This window comes from Marinactinospora rubrisoli (assembly GCF_042664915.1).
Taxonomy (GTDB): domain Bacteria; phylum Actinomycetota; class Actinomycetes; order Streptosporangiales; family Streptosporangiaceae; genus Marinitenerispora; species Marinitenerispora rubrisoli.
On sequence record NZ_JBHTBH010000003.1, the window covers coordinates 200,974 to 218,635 of the forward strand.

Consider the following 17,662-nt stretch of genomic DNA (forward strand, 5'->3'; position numbering starts at 1 on the left):
GCCCGGCGAGCCGGATATCACAAGGTCTGTACCGGGATGGACGAGGGCGGACCGGATTGACCTGGCATGGTGACGCCGCCGGTGGAAGGCATCGCCGAAGGTGAGCGGAGGTTTCCGTCAAGTCCGGCGAATCTTCTCCTAGGCTGTGCCCCGTGCCGTGGTCCGAAAGCATTCCTCAGTTCAGCTCCACCGCCACCCTCCTCGCCTTCGTCCTGGTGGGGTACGCGGCGATCGGGGAGCCGCTCCTCGGCTGGCCCGCGTTCGCCTGGCTGCGCCGCCGGCGCTCGTCCGTGCGCTGGGCGCTCGGCGCCTTCTATGCGCTGACCATCGCCATCCAGGTGACCTGGGTCGTGATCGTGGCCGCGATCCTGCTGCTGTCGCCCGGGCTGCACCCCGGGGACCTCGGCCTGCGAGCGCCGCACGCGCTGCTGCCGCTGCTCACGGGGGCGGGCACGGCCGTCGCGGTGCTGGTGGCCTGGTGGCTGGCCGGCGGCGTCCGCCGCCGGTTCGGGCGGTCCCGCGCCCGTGCGCCGCGGCAGGAGGAACCGGCCGGGCGGCAGCGGACCGCACCGGGCGCGCACGTCATGGCCGTTCTCGCGCCGCGCTCCCGGCGGGAGCGCCGGCTGGCGGTGGCGGTGTCGGTCACCGCCGGTGTGTGCGAGGAGGTGCTCTACCGCGGGCTGTTCATCGCCTTCGGCGTCTCCCTGGGGCTGCCGGTCTGGGCCGCGGCGGTGCTGTCTTGCCTGCTGTTCGCGGTGGCGCACGTGTACCAGGGCTGGTGGGGGCTCGTCGGGCCGGGGCTGCTCGGTGTGCTGTTCACGCTCACCTACCTCGGTACCGGCAGCCTGATCGTCCCCATCCTGCTGCACCTGGCGATCGACCTGGGCGGACTGCTGTTCACCGGCTCCGGCCGCCGGCGCCGCGTCGCCGTGGCCTGACGTTCCGCCGGAGCAACCCCCGCCGCGGGTGACCCGTCTGACGTTGCCGCGTCGATTTGTACGGCCGTACAGTGATGTACGTCCGTACAAGTTCACCCCTCCGAGGAGAGTGCCGTGGCGTGGGTCCTCGTCATCGTGGCCGGAATGCTGGAGACCGTCTTCGCGGTCTCCCTCAAGCAGAGCGCCGGATTCAGCCGCCTCTGGCCCAGCGTGCTGTTCGTCGTCGCCGCGGCGGGGTCGTTCACCCTCCTGGCATTGGCGTTGCGCACCCTGCCGGTGGGCAGCGCCTACGCTGTGTGGACCGGGATCGGGGCCGCGGGCACCGCCGTATTCGGCATGCTGTTCCTCGGCGATCCCGTCCAAGTACTGCGCATCGTCTCGATCGTGCTGATCGTCGCCGGAGTCGTCGGCCTGCAGCTTGCGGGCGGTGGGCACTGACCGACACTCACCCGATGGACAGCGAGAGGGCCGCGAGGGAGGAGACGCGATGCCGGACCTGACGACCCGGGGGGAGCGGCGCCGGGAGCAGCTCGTGGCGGCCGCCGCCGACATCCTCGCCGAGGAGGGGTTCGCCGGTGTGAGCCACCGGACCGTGGCCGGCCGGGCCGGCGTGCCGCTCGGCTCCACGACCTACTACTTCGAGTCGCTGGAGGATCTGACCCGCCAGGCGCTGGAACGCATGGGGGAGCGCTACCTCGCGCGGGCGCGGACGCTGCTCACCGAGTTCCGTGCCCGGCCGGCACCCGACGGTTTCCGGCCGCTGGCCCGCCTGGTGGTCGACATGCTCGGCTGGTCCGACGGCGCCCCCGGCCTCCCGCTGTTCTACGAGAGCTACGTGCAGGCCGGCCGCAACCCCTGTTACGCGGCGGCGGTCCGCGAGTGGAACGCCGGGCTGGTCCGGCTGCTGCCGCCCGCCTTCGAGCACACCGGACGCGGTCTCGGCCCGGAGGACGCCCGGCTGCTGCTCGCGCTCAGCGACGGCCTGCTCGTCACCGCCCTCGCGGAGGACACCCCCGACCCCGCCGACAGCGCCGCGCGTGCCCTCGCCGCCGCGCTTCCCCGGCTGTTCCCCGCCTGAGGCCGGCCCGCCCTGCCGGGGTGGTGCCGGACCGACCCCGCCGGGCGGGACGGCACCCGTGCCGTCCGCCGGCGCGTCGGGCACGATGGAGAGGTGCCCGACTCCGCTGACCGCCGCCCCGCCCCGCATCCGCTACCGCCCGCACATCGTGACCGCGTCGTCACCAGCGACGGCGTCCATCTCGACACCGTGCTGCTGCGCGGCCACCGGCGCACCGACCGCGCCATCGTCCTCGCCAACGGCTTCACCGGCAGCTGGCGCAGCCCGCACACCCGCATGATCGCGCGGCGGCTGCTCGCGGCCGGCGACGTGCTCGCCTTCGACTTCCGCGGCCACCACGGCTCCACCGGGCTGTGCACGGTCGGCGACAGCGAGGTGCACGACCTGGAGGCCGTCGTGGCGCATCTGCGCGGGCTCGGCTACACCCGTTTCGCCACCGTCGGCTTCTCCATGGGGGCCGCGGTGGCCATCCGGCACGCCGCCTCCTTCGGCGGTCCCGAGGCCGTGGTGGCGGTCAGCGGACCGAGCCGCTGGTACTACCGGGGGACCGCGCGGATGCGGCTGCTGCACTTCGGGGTGGAGCGCCCGGCCGGGCGGCTGTTCCTGCGCCTGGTCCGCCGCGTGCGGGTCATCGACCGCCACTGGGACCCGGTGCCGCCGGACCCGACTGAGAGCGCCGCCCTGGTGGCGCCCGCCGCGCTGCTGGTCGTGCACGGCGACGCCGACGCCTACTTTCCCACCGAGCACGCGCACCGCGTTCACGAGGCCGCGCGCGAGCCGCGCGAATTGTGGATCGAACCGGGCATGGGGCACGCCGAGCGTGCCGTCACGCCGGAACTCGCCGAGCGCCTCACCAGGTGGCTCGCCGCCCGGCTGGACGGCGGCCGGCCCGCCGGCCAGGCGACGGGCGAGGCCGCGCCCGGAACGGGAGGCGCGCGGCCCGGCGCGGCGAGCCTTCCCCCCGCCCTCGCGGACGGGGTGGAGACGGGATAGAACAGGGAGATGCCGCGAGCCACCGCACAGCCGGACCCGTCCCGCGCCGGTCGTCCCATCGTCGGAAGTCCGGACCGCTACGGGCTGCGCGGCCGGGCCTTCCGGCTGCTCGTCCTGGCCACGGTCGCGAGCTTCGCCGGCTACTGCCTGCTGCTGCCGGTCGTGCCGCTGTGGGCCGCGCGCGGTGGCGCGGGGGCGGTGGGCGCCGGCGCCACCACCTCGGTGTTCATGCTCACGACGGTGCTCACCCAGGTGGCGATGCCGTGGCTGCTGGACCGGGGCGGATACCGGTGGACGTTCCCGGCCGGCGCCCTGCTGCTGGGGCTGCCCACGCCGTTGTACCTGCTGACCGCCGACCTCGGCCCGCTGATCGCGGTCTCGGCGGTGCGCGGGGTGGGATTCGGGATGGTCAGTGTCGTCGGCGCGGCCCTGGCCGCCCGGATGGTGACCCCGGACCAGGTGGGACGGGCCGTCGGTGGCTACGGGCTCGCCGTCGGGCTGCCCAACCTGGTGCTGCTGGCCTCGGGGGTGGGGCTGGCGCTCAACGCGGGGTTCGCGGCGGTGTTCTGGGCCGCCGCCCTCGCGCCGCTGCTCGGCGCCGTGGCCGCGGTGGCCCTGTGGCGGGTCGGCGGCGACGGCATGCCGGACGCGACCGAGCCGCCCGCCCGGCCGGGGCACGGCGCCGGGCGCACGGCCGGCCGCCGGACGGCCGCGGGCCTCGCCGCGCCGCTGGCCGTCATGCTCGCGATGGCGATCGCCTCCAGCGGCGTCGTCACGTTCCTCGCCATCCCGCTGGAACGGACCCCGGGCCTGGCGACGACGGCGCTGCTCGCCTACAGCGTCGCCCTGCTGGTGGCGCGCGGTGCGGCCGGCGCGTTCGCCGACCGGTGCGGCCGCCCGCTCTTCCTGCTTCCCGGTCTGGTGGGGGCGGTGGCCGGGCTCGCTCTGACGTCGTGGGCGCTGTGGCCGCTCGGCGATTCGGGCGGCGCGCCCGGTGCGGCGGGCGCCGCCGCGGTGGTGGCCGGTGCGGCGCTGTTCGGCGCCGGGTTCGGCGGCGCGCAGAACGACACGCTGGTGGTGATGTTCCGCCGGGCCGGGCCGCGCGGACCGGGCACGGCGAGTGCCGCGTGGAACATCGGCTACGACGCCGGAACCGGCGCGGGTGCGCTCGTCCTGGGGATCGCGGTGCGCGACCTCGGCTACGGGCCCGCGTTCGCCGTGGCCGGCGCGGTGGTCGCCGCCGCGCTCGCGCTGCCGGTCAGAACGACGACACGTGCACGTGATCGTAGTGGTTCTGCGTGATGCTGCCGCGGTCCTCCATCTGCCGCCACCCGGCCCCCGGGTTGCGGGAGTCCCAGATCCGCTGCTCCCAGATGACGTACATGACGCCCAGCCGGTCGGCGTTCGCCCGCGCGTACTCGGCGATCTGGTCGCCCAGCTCCTGGTTGGCCGAGGAGGGGGAGGCGCCGGCGGCGCTCATCATGAAGTCGCAGGCGCGGCCGGAGCCGTGCTCGCCGGGGTCGCCCGGGCGCAGGCAGCCCACCTCGTAGGGGGCGCCGAACGTCATGATGATCTCGTCGCGGATCGCCGCCATGCGCGGCGTGGCGCCGTCGAAGCCCCAGCCCTTGGCGCTCTCGGGCACCGTGCCGTTCCCGGCGCCGGCGGCGGGCTCGGGAACCTGTTCCCGCTCGTAGCGCTCGATCCGCGCCAGGATCTCGTCGCGCTGCTCCTCCAGGTCGCCGACCAGCTCCCGGGCCTCCGCCAGTGCGGCGTCGGCCTCCTCGCTGGCCTGCTCGCGCTCCTCGCGCAGCTCCGTCAGTGCGAGCACTCGCGAACTGTTGGAATGGGAGAGCTGCCCGAGGACCGCCGCGTCCTGCAGCATGTTCTCGGGTGAGCTGCTCAGCGCGAGTTCGATGGCCGGGTCGAGGCCGGTGCCCTGGTACTGCGTGGCCGCGAACCGCCCGACGCTGTCGCGGGCCTGCGCCAGTTGCTCGTCGACCTCGGTGAGGCGCGCCTCGGCCTCCTCGGCCGTTTCGCGGGCGTCGGTGTACTGCCGGAGCTCGCCGTTGTACTCGGTCTCCAGCTCCTCGGCCCGCTCGTTCAGCTCCTCAAGGCTGAGTTCGTCCTCGGGGTCCGCGTAGGCCGTTCCCGGCAGGACGAACACGAGCGCCGAGAGCAGGCCGGCGAACGCGGCGGCACGCCGCGCGGTGCGGGAGGCGGGAAACAGGAGAGTGTGCATGAGAGTCACCGGGGGTCGCCATCACGGTCTGCTGGTAGCAGGGAACACGGTCTGCTGGTAGCAGGGAACACGGTCTGCTGGTAGCAGGGGACGCGGTCTGCTGGTAAGTGCGTACAGGCGTGGCACGGGAACGGGGGCCGGGGGCCACGTGATGCTGGGGCAGACCTTATGAGATACGGCCGTTACCTGCCTAGTACTTGTCCGAAATTGATGATGAAAGCGACATGAGGGGTGCTACGCGCCATATGACGGTGTTGCGAAGATCGTGGTGGTCCGTCGCAGGTCACCGGAGGCCCCCGAAGGCACTGGGCAGCCCGCCGGATTCGGCGGCGGCACCGCGCGCGGGCTCCCGCTCCCGCAGGAACCACGCCGATCGCCGCACCTCCCGCATGGCGGCCCGCCGGTCGTCCCGGTCCAGCCGGTCGAGGTACAGCGTCCCGTCCAGGTGGTCGGTCTCGTGCTGCAGGCAGCGCGCCATCAGGCCGGAGCCGCGCAGCGTGACGGGCTCGTTCCGCAGGTCGACCCCGGTGACCACCGCGTGCTGCGCGCGTCTCGTCGGGTACCAGAGGCCCGGCACCGACAGGCAGCCCTCGCCGTCGTCCTGGATCTCCTCGGAAAGCTCGACGATCTCGGGGTTGATGACGTAGCCGATCTCGCCCTCGGCGTTGTAGCTGAACACCCGCAGCCCGACCCCGATCTGGGTGGCGGCCACCCCGGCCCGCCCGGGGAGGTCGACGGTGTCGAGCAGGTCACGGACCAGCGCCTCGGTGTGCCGGTCGAAGGTCGTGACGGGGGTCGTCGGGGCGGTCAGCACGGGGTCGCCGAAGTACACGATCGGGCGCATGGTCATGCCCGTCAGCCTAGCCGCCGCGCCGCAGGCGCCCGGCCGGGTCCGCCAGGCTAGGCCGGTGCCGGCCGCAGGGCGTCGTCCAGCACCATCTCGATGTAGTCCAGGGCGGCGCGGCGGCGCTCCAGGGTACTGCGGTAGAGCGACGGCAGCCGGGAATCGCGCCGGATGCGCAGGCACTCGTTGACGATGCGGTCCCAGCGTTCCGGGAACGCGTGCAGCGCGTAGACCCCGGCGCCCGACTTGGAGGTGATCTCGCCGGTGCGCAGCGTGAAGTGCAGCCGGCTGACGCTGAGCACGCCCCAGGACGGGGCGAGCGAGCCGAGCGCCGCCAGGCCGCGCGGGGTGACCAGCCGCCCGGCCTTGGCCCGCCATCGCCGCCAGTGCTCGTCCAGGTTGCCCAGTGACCACGCGCGAAGTCCGTCACGCTCGTCCCACACGTCCAGCTCCACCGGGTGCGGGCCGCGCACCCGGACGCCCTTCTCGGCCAGCACGTGCCAGGTGACCGGGTTCACGTCCGCGCCGGCCCGGGCGCGGAACCGGCCGCCGATGACGGAGGCCACCGGCCCACAGGCGTTGGGGTCGTCGACGAGATCGTCCCAGGTGACGTGGATGCCGTTGAACTGCGGACGGGGGTGACGCGAGCGGACCCGGGCGTGCACCCGGCGCAGTGCCAGGCGGTCGGCGTCGGTGAGCGGGCGGTCGGTGACCACCACGAAGTCGACGTCGCTGGAGTGCGGACGGAAGTCGCCCAGGGCCACCGAGCCGGTGAGGTAGAGGCCCTCCACCAGCCCTGGCGCTTCGGTATCCGCCTCGTGCAGGAATGTCGTCGTCACGGCCCGCACCTGCGGATGGACTGCCATCTGTTCTCCAGTCTGGTCCGCGCGCGGACTCGAATCGGTCTTGGTCGGCTTGCCGGGCGGTGCGGCCCGTGGCGGCGATGCCCACCCGGTGGCCGGGCGAGCGATGCCGCCGCGTGCGGTTCGCGGCCCGGTCCCGGCTCCGCGTGGCCGCCAGGGGCGGGCGGCGCCGGCGGCGCCGCGCCCCCGTGTCCCCAAGTTTGGAAGCTCCGCACCGTCCAAGGCAAGTGAAGCGCGACGACCTTCATCCTGTCTCCCCACGTCATGGGCGGTGGGATGTGGGCGCATGGTGGTGCCTGCACCCTTGACACCGCCGCCTCCCGAACGGCGGCTCAGCAGCCCCGGGGCCGAGGCTCAGGGCGTGTTCGGGGGCGCGCCAGGGTCCGCCCCGGACGCCGGCCGGGCCGCGCGGGCGCCAGCATGAAAGGCGACGGGGGTCACACCGTGGCGACCGGAACGTTCCCGGCGCCGGCCCCGTTGGGGGAGTGAGGTTCCCGCGGCCGTCCGGCCGCGGGGGCGTGGAGCGGGTGGGCCCGTTCCCGGCCACGGAGCGGGTCGTCCGTTCCCGGCCACGGAGCGGGTCGTCCGTTCCCGGCCACGGAGCGGGTGGTCCGTTCCCGGCCACGGAGGCGACCGGTGCCCCCGCCCTCCGTACACACGCGGGCGCTGGGGCGGGGACCACCGGTCGTCCCAAGGAGCGCCCGGCGTCCCGGCGGGCCGGTCAGTCGCCCGAAAGCACGTGGGGCCCGGTACCGGCCTCGGCCATGGTCTCAGCCGCCGCCAGCAGTCCCGCCGTCAGCTCCGGCCAGTGCGCTTCCCGGCGGCGGAACGGCAGCACCGCGCGGCGCAGCAGCGCACCGGCCGTGCGCGCCGCGAGAGCCCCGCGCACGGCGGCCGCGCCGTCGGCCGGCGCGGCCGACAGGTAGCCGTCGAGCAAGGGGCCGAGGACGCGTTCGGGGGCGTCCGCCGCGGACCGTCCGGCCGCGATCTCCCCGGCGGCGAACTCGGCCAGGTCCTCGGCGGGGTGCGCGACGCGGACCCGGTCCAGGCCCAGCGGCACCGGGCGCTCACCGGCCGCGATGTGATCGGCGGTGCAGGCGCCGAGCGACAGCACCATGAGGTCTCCGGTGCGTCCGCCGTGCCGGGCGGCCGCGTCGCACGCGGCGGCCACCGCCGTCGCCCGCTCCGTCAGGCCCGGCAGCAGCGCGGCGATCGCGCGCGCGGCCGCCCCGGCGGTCGGCGGCGCGTCCGATTCGGGCAGCTCCCGCGGCGGCGGGACCGCGTGGATCCGGGCCAGCAGCTCCCCGGTGGCGGCGAGGGCGTCGCCCACCGCGGGATCGGCGGCGGCCAGCAGAGCGCCGAGCGTCCCGCCGGGCACCCAGCGGGTGGCGAGCACTCCGAACCGGCTGACCCGCTGCAGGTCGGGTACGGGCACCCCGGCGGCGGCGAGGGCCAGATGCGCGGCCACGTTGACGCCATCGGCGCGGCACCGCACCGTGTACCGCGGCTGCCCGGCGGCGTCCTCGACCCGGCCGCTCCACCGCCGGCCGGGCTCGTGCCGCAGTGTGCGGACCCGCCCGCCGGGCAGCGGCGCGAAGCGCTCCGGCCCGGCGGTGAAGTGCCGCAGCGCCGGCAGGCCCGGATCGTCGGCCGCCGCGGTGACGACCAAGCCGTGCTCCCGGTCGGCCAGGACGCCGGGCCACCCCGGGTCGGTGAGCTCGGTGACGTCCACCACGCCGGCGCCGGGCCGGCCGGCAGGGGACCAGGAACGGTCCGGCCCTGGGCCGCCGTCGCCGGGACGGTGCGCCGTGACGGTCACTCGCCGGGTCCGGTCGGCGTACTCCAGCACCGCGCCCGCGCGGGCGGAGCCGCCTGCGGGGCGATAGTCGAGCCGGTCGATCCGGACGCTCCGGGGGAGTTCGGCAGCGGCGGGCAGCAGCGCCGCGATCCGGTCGCGCAACTCCTCCGGCGCGAGCAGCGCGCGCAACGCGGGCAGCCCCGGATCGCGGTCGGTCAGGTCAGCGTCGGCGGTCGGCAGCACCGGGTCCCCTCCTCGTCCGGGCGCACCCTACCTACCCGCTGGAATCCGCAGGGAATCCGGGGACCGGCGGGCGGCGTTCCGGGCAGTGGGAGCGGAGGCGTTCAGCGGAAACGGAGAAAAATTCCGCACGGCGTCGCGCGAACGGTGATTCCTGTCGACAGTGCGTTATTTCAGTACGGAATCCGGGTATTTTCGAGTCCCCGGCAAGGGTCGAGGAATTATCGAATTCCCCGGGCGGATCTCTCTAGGGAAGTTGGGAATAGTGTGTCGCGTCTCCTGGCGGCGTTCGCGGTACCGGTCCGGAACGGCCACAGCTCCCGCCGCTGGGCCGATTCGAGTGACCGTGATAACAGCGGGGCGCTGTGGCGGGGAAGAAGCGCGCCCGGATACAATTGGCCCGGTAAAGGCGTAGGGGCCGGGCATGTCGATGACGATTTCCCCCCATCCGCCTGTGGCGCCGACGAGGCGATCTTTGCCGGAGTTTTTCCCGGCATGGCCGGTACGATCGGCCGCTGTTTTCACGTGTGTAACACGAGGTCATTGCCGTGAAACGCGTGATCATTACGCTGCCTTGATCCGGGCAGACGCTCAGGCGACTCTAAGGAGACGGACATGGTCCCCACGATGATGCTCGTAGCCGACAGTTCGCGCGATGCCCACCGCAGGGAGGCGCTGTGCGACCTCGCCGACGCGGTCGCCCGCCGGGGGGAGGCGCCGGTCGTCTCGTCCTTCGGCACGTCCGACGAACTGGAGTCCGCCGTCGCGTCGGTCGACGGGCCGCTCGTCGTCGTCCCCGCCTTCCTGGCCGGCAGTGACCGCGTCAGCGCGGAACTGCTCGCCGGACTCGACCTCGACCAGCGGTTCGACGCCTGCGCCACGCCCCCGCTGGGCGCGGTACCGTCCATCGTCGGCAGCCTGGCCCGCCGCCTCGGCCAGGCCGGTTGGCGGCCCGGCGACGGCGTGGTCCTCGCCGCCGACGGGGCCTTCGACCAGGACGAACGCCAGCAGCTCACCTCGGTGGCGCGGATGCTCAGCCGCCGGGTGCAGTCGCCGGTGCAGGTCGGCTATCTCGACGCCTGGGCACCCTCGGTCGGCGACGCCGTGGAGCGGCTGCGCCGCCGCGGGCAGCGCCGGGTCTGCGTCGCGTCCTGGCAGCTGGTCGACGGCGCCGGGCATGAGCGGCTGCGGGAGCTGGACGCCACGGCCGTCACCGCTCCGCTGTGGCCGGCCGGTGTGGTGGTCGACACGCTGCTGTCCCAGCACCGCGCGGCCACCGCGCGGCTGGCGGCCTAGACCCTCGCCGGATCCGGTCCCGCCCGCGCCTCAGCCCTGGACGAGGGACGCCGGGGTGGGCAGGTCGGCGAGGAGTTCGTCGGACGCCGACAGCCGCCACGCCTCCAGCACGAGTTCGCTGAGTTCGTCCAGTTCTATCCCGTCCAGGTGCACCACGACCCAGCCGAAGCCGCCCGCGGTGAACTGCACCTCGAAGACCTCCGGCCGCTCGGCGACGAGGGCGCGCTGTTCGGACAGCGTCTGCTTCAGGCCCACGGTCCTGGTACGCGGCCACAGGTAGCCGAACTTCTTGCCGTGCACGCTGAACGCCGTGTACCGGTCCGTCTCCTCGTGCTCGGCGTCCGGCAGCGCGTCCACCAGCCGGAGGAACCGCGTGATCTCAACACCCATGAGGTGAGATAACCACATATCGGCCGATCTGTGGCGCGCGGGCCGCGCTCGCCGCCCGGCCGGCCCACGGTCCCCGCCGCCGCGCGGTCGCCGGACCGTGGCGCGGTGCGGGCACCGGCGTTCGGCCGGCGCCCGCACCGTCCGGGATCAGTGGCCGCCGTGGCCGCCGTCGCCGGTGTCGGCCGACGGCGACGGGCTGCCGCCCAGCATCGCGGTCATCTGCTCGATCTCGGACTCCTGGGCCGAGACGACCTGCTCGGCGAGCGCGATGGCGTCGGCGTTCGCGCCCTCGTCGATCTCCGTCTGCGCCATCTCGATCGCGCCCTCGTGGTGGGCGATCATCATCTCCAGGAACCGCTCGTCGAATTCGTCGCCGCTGGCCGACTCCAGCGCGGCCATGTCGTCCTCGGACATCATGCCGGGCATGCCATGGTCCATGGAGCCGCCCTCGGGCTCCTCGCCCCACGACTCCAGCATCGCGGTGAGCTGCTCGATCTCCGGCCCCTGAGCGGCCTCGATCTCCGTGGCGAGCTCCCGGACCTCCTCGCCGGCCCGCTCCTCGGCGAGCCCGGCCATCTGCACGGCCTGCTCATGGTGCGGGATCATCATCTGGGCGAACATCACATCGGCGTCGTTGTGCTCGGCGCCGCTCTGCTCCTCGGTGGCCGGGGTCGGCTCCGCGGCCGGAGCCTCGTCGCCGGTACCGCAGCCGGCCAGGAACACGGCGGTGACGAGCGCCACGGGGGCCAGCAGCCGGGCACGGCCGAACGCGGGCATGGTGAACACGGACAAGGGACTCTCCCTTACGTTTCTCAATTGCACAGGTGGTATCCGCGCCGGACGGTGCCGGGGCGGAGGGATCGGTCGCCGAAGCGGGGCGCGGGCACGGACGTGCGCCGGCGCCTCCTGGGGCATCTAGATCCGCAGCACCTGAAGGAGGGAGAGCGTGGGCGGCCGTGGCGGCGGCGCGCCGGACGGGCGATGACGGCGCCCCTGCGCGCGGGTGCGGACCACCGTGCCGGGCCAGCGGGGGAACGCCCCGGCGGCCAGGCCGAGCAGTACGACCACCAGCCCGCCGATGGCCAGGCACACCGAGGTGGGGTCCAGCGGCGGCGGAGCGTCGTGCCCGTCGCCGTCGACCGGAGATCCGGCCATGGCGCCCATGCCGCTGTCGGCGGCACCGTCCATGGCGCCGTGCGCGGCACCGTCCGCCGGTGCGGAGGCCGACGTCTCGGGGGCCGGGTGTTCGCCGGAGTGCAGGTGACCGAGCGTGTGCATGCCCGCCAGACCGGTCAGTACGCACAACAGCAGCAGCGCGTGCGCCCACGCACGGGGAGTCCAGTTCTCCCACATGCCGGGGGCGGCGCGTCGCCGCGTGCGTACCGGGAAGGTCACATCCCTAGGGTAAATGCCCCCGGCGGGTATAGAAACGCGCCCCCCTCGGGTAGGGGAAGGGCGTCATCTTCGCAACCGGACTTGCGGTGCGGGTTCCCGTCGAGCGCTCCCGGGCGTGGCGTCCGCGACCGGACGCCCGCCGGCGGTCGGCTCCGGTGCCGTACGCGAGCCGGTATGCGAGGGCAACGCGGCGTGAGGAGAACGTGTGAAGCATCGGCGAGAACTGTCGCGGCGATGGCGGGAGCCGAGTCGCGGATCCGGCGGCCCGGCCCGGAGGCGCAGGGTGATCACATGAGCGGCGTCATGACGGAATTGGCCGACGACGTCCAGCGCGACCGGCTGGTGCGGCGCTTCGGGGCCAAGGCGCGGAGCTGGCTGGCCGGGCTCCCCGCCCTCGTGGACGAACTGGCCGGCGAGTGGAAACTCAGCATCATCGGCCGGGCGCCGCACGGGCAGACGTCGGTGGTGCTGTTCGCGCGGCGCGTCGACGGCAGCGCCGCGGTGCTCAAGATGAGCCCCGACCCCGCGCTCCTCGCGACAGAGGCGTGCACGCTGGGGCTGTGGCGGGAGACCGGCCGGGTCCCCGCCGTGTGGGAGGTGGACGAGCAGCGTGGCGGCTTACTCCTGGAGGCGGTCGAACCGGGTGAGCACGTCGCCGACATGACGACCTGGCCGCCGCTGGAGGAGATCGCCCGGCTCATCCGGGACCTGCACACGGCGCGGGTCCCCGAGGACAAGGTGTCGCGGCTGCGCCCCCTGCAGAGCCGCGTCAACTTCGTGTACCACCTGTGGGAGCAGCGCCGCGTCCAGGGCCGTGCGGCCGACCTCGTCCCACCGGTGCTGCTCCACCACGGCCACGCGCGCGCCCGCGCCCTCACGGCCAACCAGGACAACGTCGTGGCGCTGCACGGCGACCTGCACCCCCACAACGTCCTGAACGGCGGACCGCGGCGCGGCCTCGTCGCGATCGACCCGCGGGCCTGCGTGGGCGATGCCGCGGTGGACGCCATGAACTGGGCCCTGTGGGGGGTCGCCTCCCGTGAGGAGGTCGACCGCCGCATCTCGGTGCTGGCGCCGGCCATCGGCAGTTCGCAGGAGCGGCTGCTGGGCTGGTGCCGGGCGATCGCCCCGATCCTCGCCATCTCGCGCGCCAACCGCGGCGAGGCGCACCTGCCCGAGTTCGAGGTGCTGATGAGCCTGTCGGCCTGCTGAGGCCGCTGCCCCACACGCGGCACGGGCGCGGCCGGCTCCGGCCGGCCGCTCCCGCGCCGCTCGCCCGATTCCAGCCGCCGACCCATGACGAGCGAGGAACCCATGACCGTCGCCCTGGTCACCGGAGCCAGCCGCGGCATCGGCCGCGCCACCGCGGTTCAGCTGGCCCGTGAGGGACACGACATCGCCATCGGCTACGGCCGCGACGCCACGGCCGCCGAACGCGTGGCCGAGGAGGTCCGCGCCCTCGGGCGGCGGGCCGCCGTCGCCGGGGGCGACCTCGCCCACCCCGAGACGTCCGGCGCCCTGGTCGACGCCGCCGAGCGGCAACTCGGCCCGGTGGACGTCCTGGTGGCCAACGCCGGAATCGCCGGCCGTCCGGCGGCCCTGGCCGACATCGGCGTGGCCGACTGGGACCGCATGCAGGCGATCAACCTGCGCGCCCCGTTCCTGCTCGCCCAGCGCGTGCTGCCCGGCATGGTCGAGCGGGGCTTCGGGCGCACCGTGCTGGTCTCCTCGATCGCGGCCTACACCGGCGGGGTCGTCGGCGCGCACTACGCCGCCTCCAAGGCCGGCCTGCACGGCCTGGCGCACAGCCTGTCCCGGCAGGGCGCCGGGCACGGCGTGACGGTCAACGTGGTCGCCCCCGCGGCGATCGACAGCGACATGCTCTCCGACGAGCAGACCCGCGCCCGGCTGCTCGCCGCCACCCCGCTCGGCCGGCTCGGCACGGCCGAGGAGGTCGCCGACGTCATCGCGGCCGTCGTCCGCAACGGCTACCTGACCGGCCAGTCCCTCCTGCTGGACGGCGGCCGGTACCCAACTTGAGAGGCGCGTGCAGCGACGAACCGGCCTCCTCCCGTGATCTCTAAGGGAACGTTGCTGTCCTGGTCGATCTCGGCGGGACCCTTCATCGTGCTCCCAGACGGCGTGCGCGGCCAGTGGCAGGGTGTCGAATCCGACGTCGACCCCGACAGCTCGGTCGACACCTGGGGCGACTCGTCGGCTTCGCCGACTCCGGCCACATCTTCGTCCGGCTCGATCCGCTTCGGCGGATCTGACACGGGCGCGGCGGCCCGTCAGGGCTGCCGCGGCCCCGTCTCGAAGCGGTAGCCCATCCCCGCCTCGGTGATGAGGTACACCGGGTGCGCCGGGTCGGGTTCCAGCTTGCGGCGCAGCTGGGCCAGGTACACCCGCAGGTAGTTGGTCTCGCTCTGGTAGGCGGGGCCCCACACGTCGTGCAGCAGCTGCCGCTGGCTGACCAGACGGCCGGCGTTGCGGACCAGGATCTCCAGGATGTGCCACTCGGTGGGGGTGAGCCGGACCTCGACACCGTCGCGGGAGACCCGCTTGGCGCCCAGATCCACCGTGAACGCCGGGGTGCGCACCACCGGCGCCTCCTCCGCCCGGACCGCGCGGCGGGCGGCGGCGCGCAGGCGGGCCAGCAGTTCGTCCATGCCGAACGGCTTGGTGACGTAGTCGTCGGCGCCGGCGTCCAGCGCCTGCACCTTCTCCGTCGAGGAGTGCCGGGCGGAGAGCACGATGATGGGCACCGCCGACCAGCCGCGCAGGCCCTCGATCACCTCGACGCCCTCCATGTCCGGCAGGCCGAGATCGAGCAGCACCATGTCGGGGGAGCGCTTGGCCGCCGCCGCCAGCGCCGACGCGCCGTCCGGAGCGGTGTCCACCTCGTATCCGCGCGCCCGCAGGTTGATCCGCATGGCGCGCAGGATCTGCGCGTCGTCGTCAACGACCAGTATCCGCATCCGCCACCCCGGTCTCGACCCGGTCCCGGCCGTTCACGCCGCGCAGCCGGAACACCATCATCAGTCCGCCGCCGGGCGTGTCCTCCGCCGTCAGCGTGCCGCCCATCGCCTCGGTGAACCCGCGCGCCACCGCGAGTCCCAGGCCGATGCCGGTGCCGCGCGGGGCGTCGCCGAGCCGCTGGAACGCCTCGAAGATCCGCTCCTTGGACTCGTCGGGCACCCCGGGCCCGTGGTCCGCCACCCGTAGTTCTACCGTTTCGCCGAGCGAGCTGGCCGCCACCCGCACCGGAGGGGCGTCCGGCGGATTGTGACGGACGGCGTTCTCGACGACGTTGGCCACCGCGCGTTCCAGCAGCCCGCGGTCGATGTGCACCCGTGGCAGGCCCTCGGGGACGTCGACGGCGACCCGGCCGGGGATGCCGATGAGTGTGGCCGGGACCACCTCCTCCAGCCCGACGGGGCGCAGGATCGGCCGCACGGCGTCGGTCTGCAGCCGGCTCATGTCGAGCAGATTGTCCACCAGGCCGTTCAGGCGGTCGGTGGCGTCCTCGATGTTCTCCAGCAGCTCCTTGCGATCGGTCTCGGACAGCTCGATGTCGGTGGCGCGCAGGCTCCCGACGCTGGCCTTGATGGAGGTGAGCGGAGTGCGCAGGTCGTGCGAGACCGCGGCGAGCAGCGCGGTGCGGATCTTGTTGCCGGCGGCCTGCCGGCGCGCCTCGGCGGCGTCCTTCGCCAGCCGCTGGCGTTCCATCGCGATGCCGAGGTGGGTGGCGAACGCCCCGAGCACCCGCCGGTCCCCGGCCCGCAGGACGTGCCCGCGCATGGCCAGCGCGAGCGAGTCGCTGACCGATACCAGGGCGTCGGCCTCGCCGGGATCGGCGCACGGCGCGTGCCCCACGCCCTCGACCAGCCGCCACCGGCCGTCGTCGCCCTGTTCCAGCAGCGCGGCCGAGCGCTGGCCGAACGTCTCGCGCAGCCGCCGCAGCAGGGCCGGGACCGGTTCGTGGCCGCCGAGCACACTGGTGGCCAGCAGGCTGAGCGTGCTCGCCTCCGCGCGGGCGCGCGCGGCCTGCTTGGACCGGCGGACCGCGAGATCGACGACCACCGCCACCGCGATGCCCACCAGGATGGAGACGATGAGCGCGATGATGTTGTCCACCCGGTAGACCCGCAGCCCGTACAGCGGTTCGGTGAAGTAGAAGTTCACCAGCATGCTGCCCCACACCGCCGCGAGCATCGCCGGCCACAGGCCGCCGACCAGCGCGACCAGCACGGTGACCGACACGAAGAACAGCACGTCGGTGGTGAGCCCGAGATCGTCCAGCCACGGCATGTGCAGGGCGCCGGTGAGCGCGACCGGGGCGAGCACGCCCAGGAGCCATCCCCACGCCCGGCGGCCCGCGCCGAGACCACCCGGCGTGAGCGGCGGCAGCAGCCCACGGCCGCGGCCGACCTCCTCGTGCGTGACGATGTGCACGTCGATGTCGCCGGACTCCCGCGCCACGGTCGCGCCGACACCCGGACCGAACACGTACTGCCAGGCGGGCCGGCGGGACGAGCCCAGGACGATCTGCGTGGCGTTCACACCGCGCGCGAACTCCAGCAGCGCGGTCGCCACGTCATCGCCCAGCACCTGGTGGTAGGTGCCACCGAGCTCGGCGAGCAGCCGCCGCTGGCGGGCGATCGCGTCGGGGGCCGCCGAGGTCAGGCCGTCACTGGAGACCACGTGCACCGCCATGAGCTGGCTCGGCTGCGGCTGGCCGCCGCGCGAGCGCGCGGCGATGCGCGCGGCGCGGCGGATCAGCGTCTCGCCCTCGGGGCCGCCGGTGAGCGCCACGACCACGCGCTCGCGCGCCTCCCAGGTCGCGCGGATCTTGTGCTCTCCCCGGTACCGGGCCAGCCCCTCGTCCACCCGGTCGGCCACCCACAGCAGCGCCAGCTCGCGCAGCGCGGTCAGGTTGCCCTCACGGAAGTAGTTGGACAGCGCGGCGTCGATCTTCTCGGCCGGGTAGATGTTGCCGTGCGACATCCGGCGGCGCAGCCCGTAAGGGGACATGTCGCACAGCTCGATCTGGTCGGCCCGGCGTACGACGTCGTCAGGGATGGTCTCGCGCTGCCGGACGCCGGTGATCTGCTCCACCACGTCGTTCAGCGACTCCAGGTGCTGCACGTTCAGGGTGGAGATGACGTCCACTCCAGCGGCCAGCAGCTCCTCGACGTCCTGCCACCGCTTGGCGTTTCGCGAGCCGGGAACGTTGGTGTGCGCGAGCTCGTCGACCACCGCGACCTGCGGGGCGCGCTCCAGCAGGGCGTCGATGTCGAGCTCCTCCAGGCGGGCGCCCCGGTGGGTGCGCGCCGCCCGGGGCAGGATCTCCAGCCCGTCCAGCAGCGCGGCGGTCTTCGGGCGGCCGTACGTCTCGACGTACCCCACGACGATGTCGGCGCCGCGCTCCTGGCGGCGCTGCGCCTCGCTCAGGGCCGCGTACGTCTTGCCGACCCCGGGGGCCGCCCCGAGATAGACCCGCAGCCGTCCGCGTCTCGCGCCGCTCATGGTGCCGCCGTCGCCGTTCGAGGAAGCGGTGCGCCGTCCGGTCCCGCGCCGGGCGGCGG

The 17,662-nt window shown here is 74.1% G+C and carries 17 protein-coding genes; 8 read left to right on the forward strand and 9 right to left on the reverse strand.

The window, feature by feature from the left end:
* Window positions 1-152: 152 nt before the first annotated feature.
* The 5 genes from ACFQRF_RS07675 (at window position 153) to ACFQRF_RS07695 (ending at window position 4,311) form a co-directional block, all read left to right on the forward strand.
* Complete coding sequence (locus ACFQRF_RS07675; RefSeq protein ID WP_379870017.1) at window positions 153-938, forward strand: CPBP family intramembrane glutamic endopeptidase; 786 nt, start codon at window positions 153-155, stop codon at window positions 936-938.
* A gap of 114 nt (window positions 939-1,052) precedes the next feature.
* Window positions 1,053-1,376 carry a DMT family transporter gene (locus tag ACFQRF_RS07680; RefSeq protein ID WP_379870019.1) on the forward strand — a complete coding sequence of 108 codons (324 nt, stop codon included), beginning with the start codon at window positions 1,053-1,055 and terminating at the stop codon, window positions 1,374-1,376.
* Between the two features lie 49 nt (window positions 1,377-1,425).
* Window positions 1,426-2,016, forward strand: coding sequence for a TetR/AcrR family transcriptional regulator (locus ACFQRF_RS07685; protein ID WP_379870021.1), 591 nt, complete (start codon window positions 1,426-1,428; stop codon window positions 2,014-2,016).
* A 93-nt stretch (window positions 2,017-2,109) separates the two neighbouring features.
* Window positions 2,110-3,009 carry an alpha/beta hydrolase gene (locus ACFQRF_RS07690; protein ID WP_379870023.1) on the forward strand — a complete coding sequence of 300 codons (900 nt, stop codon included), beginning with the start codon at window positions 2,110-2,112 and terminating at the stop codon, window positions 3,007-3,009.
* A gap of 9 nt (window positions 3,010-3,018) precedes the next feature.
* Complete coding sequence (locus ACFQRF_RS07695; RefSeq protein WP_379870024.1) at window positions 3,019-4,311, forward strand: MFS transporter; 1,293 nt, start codon at window positions 3,019-3,021, stop codon at window positions 4,309-4,311.
* On the opposite strand, the gene ACFQRF_RS07700 is transcribed toward ACFQRF_RS07695, so the two are convergent.
* The 4 genes from ACFQRF_RS07700 to ACFQRF_RS07715 all read right to left on the reverse strand — a co-directional run bounded on the left by ACFQRF_RS07700 (window position 4,268) and on the right by ACFQRF_RS07715 (window position 8,996).
* The gene (locus ACFQRF_RS07700) at window positions 4,268-5,248 is read right to left on the reverse strand and encodes a coiled-coil domain-containing protein (protein ID WP_379870026.1); all 981 of its coding nucleotides are present in this window, start codon (window positions 5,246-5,248) and stop codon (window positions 4,268-4,270) included. The genes ACFQRF_RS07695 and ACFQRF_RS07700 overlap by 44 nt on opposite strands.
* Window positions 5,249-5,531: 283 nt before the next feature.
* The gene (gene def / locus ACFQRF_RS07705; protein WP_379870028.1) at window positions 5,532-6,098 is read right to left on the reverse strand and encodes a peptide deformylase; all 567 of its coding nucleotides are present in this window, start codon (window positions 6,096-6,098) and stop codon (window positions 5,532-5,534) included.
* A gap of 50 nt (window positions 6,099-6,148) precedes the next feature.
* The gene (locus ACFQRF_RS07710; protein WP_379870029.1) at window positions 6,149-6,958 is read right to left on the reverse strand and encodes a nucleotidyltransferase domain-containing protein; all 810 of its coding nucleotides are present in this window, start codon (window positions 6,956-6,958) and stop codon (window positions 6,149-6,151) included.
* A 718-nt stretch (window positions 6,959-7,676) separates the two neighbouring features.
* Window positions 7,677-8,996: a hypothetical protein gene (locus tag ACFQRF_RS07715; protein WP_379870031.1), complete on the reverse strand. Its 1,320-nt coding sequence runs from the start codon at window positions 8,994-8,996 to the stop codon at window positions 7,677-7,679.
* Between the two features lie 612 nt (window positions 8,997-9,608).
* Between ACFQRF_RS07715 and ACFQRF_RS07720 the strand changes: the two genes are divergently transcribed.
* Window positions 9,609-10,289 carry a sirohydrochlorin chelatase gene (locus ACFQRF_RS07720; protein ID WP_379870032.1) on the forward strand — a complete coding sequence of 227 codons (681 nt, stop codon included), beginning with the start codon at window positions 9,609-9,611 and terminating at the stop codon, window positions 10,287-10,289.
* 30 nt (window positions 10,290-10,319) lie between these two features.
* On the opposite strand, the gene ACFQRF_RS07725 is transcribed toward ACFQRF_RS07720, so the two are convergent.
* The 3 genes from ACFQRF_RS07725 to ACFQRF_RS07735 all read right to left on the reverse strand — a co-directional run bounded on the left by ACFQRF_RS07725 (window position 10,320) and on the right by ACFQRF_RS07735 (window position 12,074).
* Entirely contained in the window at window positions 10,320-10,679 is a 360-nt protein-coding gene (locus ACFQRF_RS07725; RefSeq protein ID WP_379870034.1) for an MmcQ/YjbR family DNA-binding protein, read from the reverse strand.
* Between the two features lie 147 nt (window positions 10,680-10,826).
* Window positions 10,827-11,465, reverse strand: coding sequence for a DUF305 domain-containing protein (locus ACFQRF_RS07730; RefSeq protein ID WP_379870417.1), 639 nt, complete (start codon window positions 11,463-11,465; stop codon window positions 10,827-10,829).
* A gap of 129 nt (window positions 11,466-11,594) precedes the next feature.
* Complete coding sequence (locus ACFQRF_RS07735; protein WP_379870036.1) at window positions 11,595-12,074, reverse strand: DUF6153 family protein; 480 nt, start codon at window positions 12,072-12,074, stop codon at window positions 11,595-11,597.
* A 291-nt stretch (window positions 12,075-12,365) separates the two neighbouring features.
* Between ACFQRF_RS07735 and ACFQRF_RS07740 the strand changes: the two genes are divergently transcribed.
* Both ACFQRF_RS07740 and ACFQRF_RS07745 read left to right on the forward strand, forming a co-directional pair.
* The gene (locus ACFQRF_RS07740; RefSeq protein ID WP_379870037.1) at window positions 12,366-13,286 is read left to right on the forward strand and encodes an aminoglycoside phosphotransferase family protein; all 921 of its coding nucleotides are present in this window, start codon (window positions 12,366-12,368) and stop codon (window positions 13,284-13,286) included.
* 84 nt (window positions 13,287-13,370) lie between these two features.
* Window positions 13,371-14,114: an SDR family NAD(P)-dependent oxidoreductase gene (locus tag ACFQRF_RS07745; protein ID WP_379870039.1), complete on the forward strand. Its 744-nt coding sequence runs from the start codon at window positions 13,371-13,373 to the stop codon at window positions 14,112-14,114.
* 251 nt (window positions 14,115-14,365) lie between these two features.
* Here the strand turns inward: ACFQRF_RS07745 and ACFQRF_RS07750 are convergent, their stop codons facing one another.
* Together ACFQRF_RS07750 and ACFQRF_RS07755 are read right to left on the reverse strand one after the other, a co-directional pair.
* On the reverse strand, window positions 14,366-15,052 hold the full coding sequence (locus ACFQRF_RS07750) for a response regulator (protein ID WP_379870041.1): 687 nt from the start codon (window positions 15,050-15,052) through the stop codon (window positions 14,366-14,368).
* A complete protein-coding gene (locus ACFQRF_RS07755) occupies window positions 15,033-17,603 on the reverse strand; it encodes an ATP-binding protein (protein ID WP_379870043.1) in 2,571 nt (856 codons plus the stop codon). The genes ACFQRF_RS07750 and ACFQRF_RS07755 overlap by 20 nt, the downstream gene beginning before the upstream one ends.
* Window positions 17,604-17,662 lie beyond the last annotated feature (59 nt).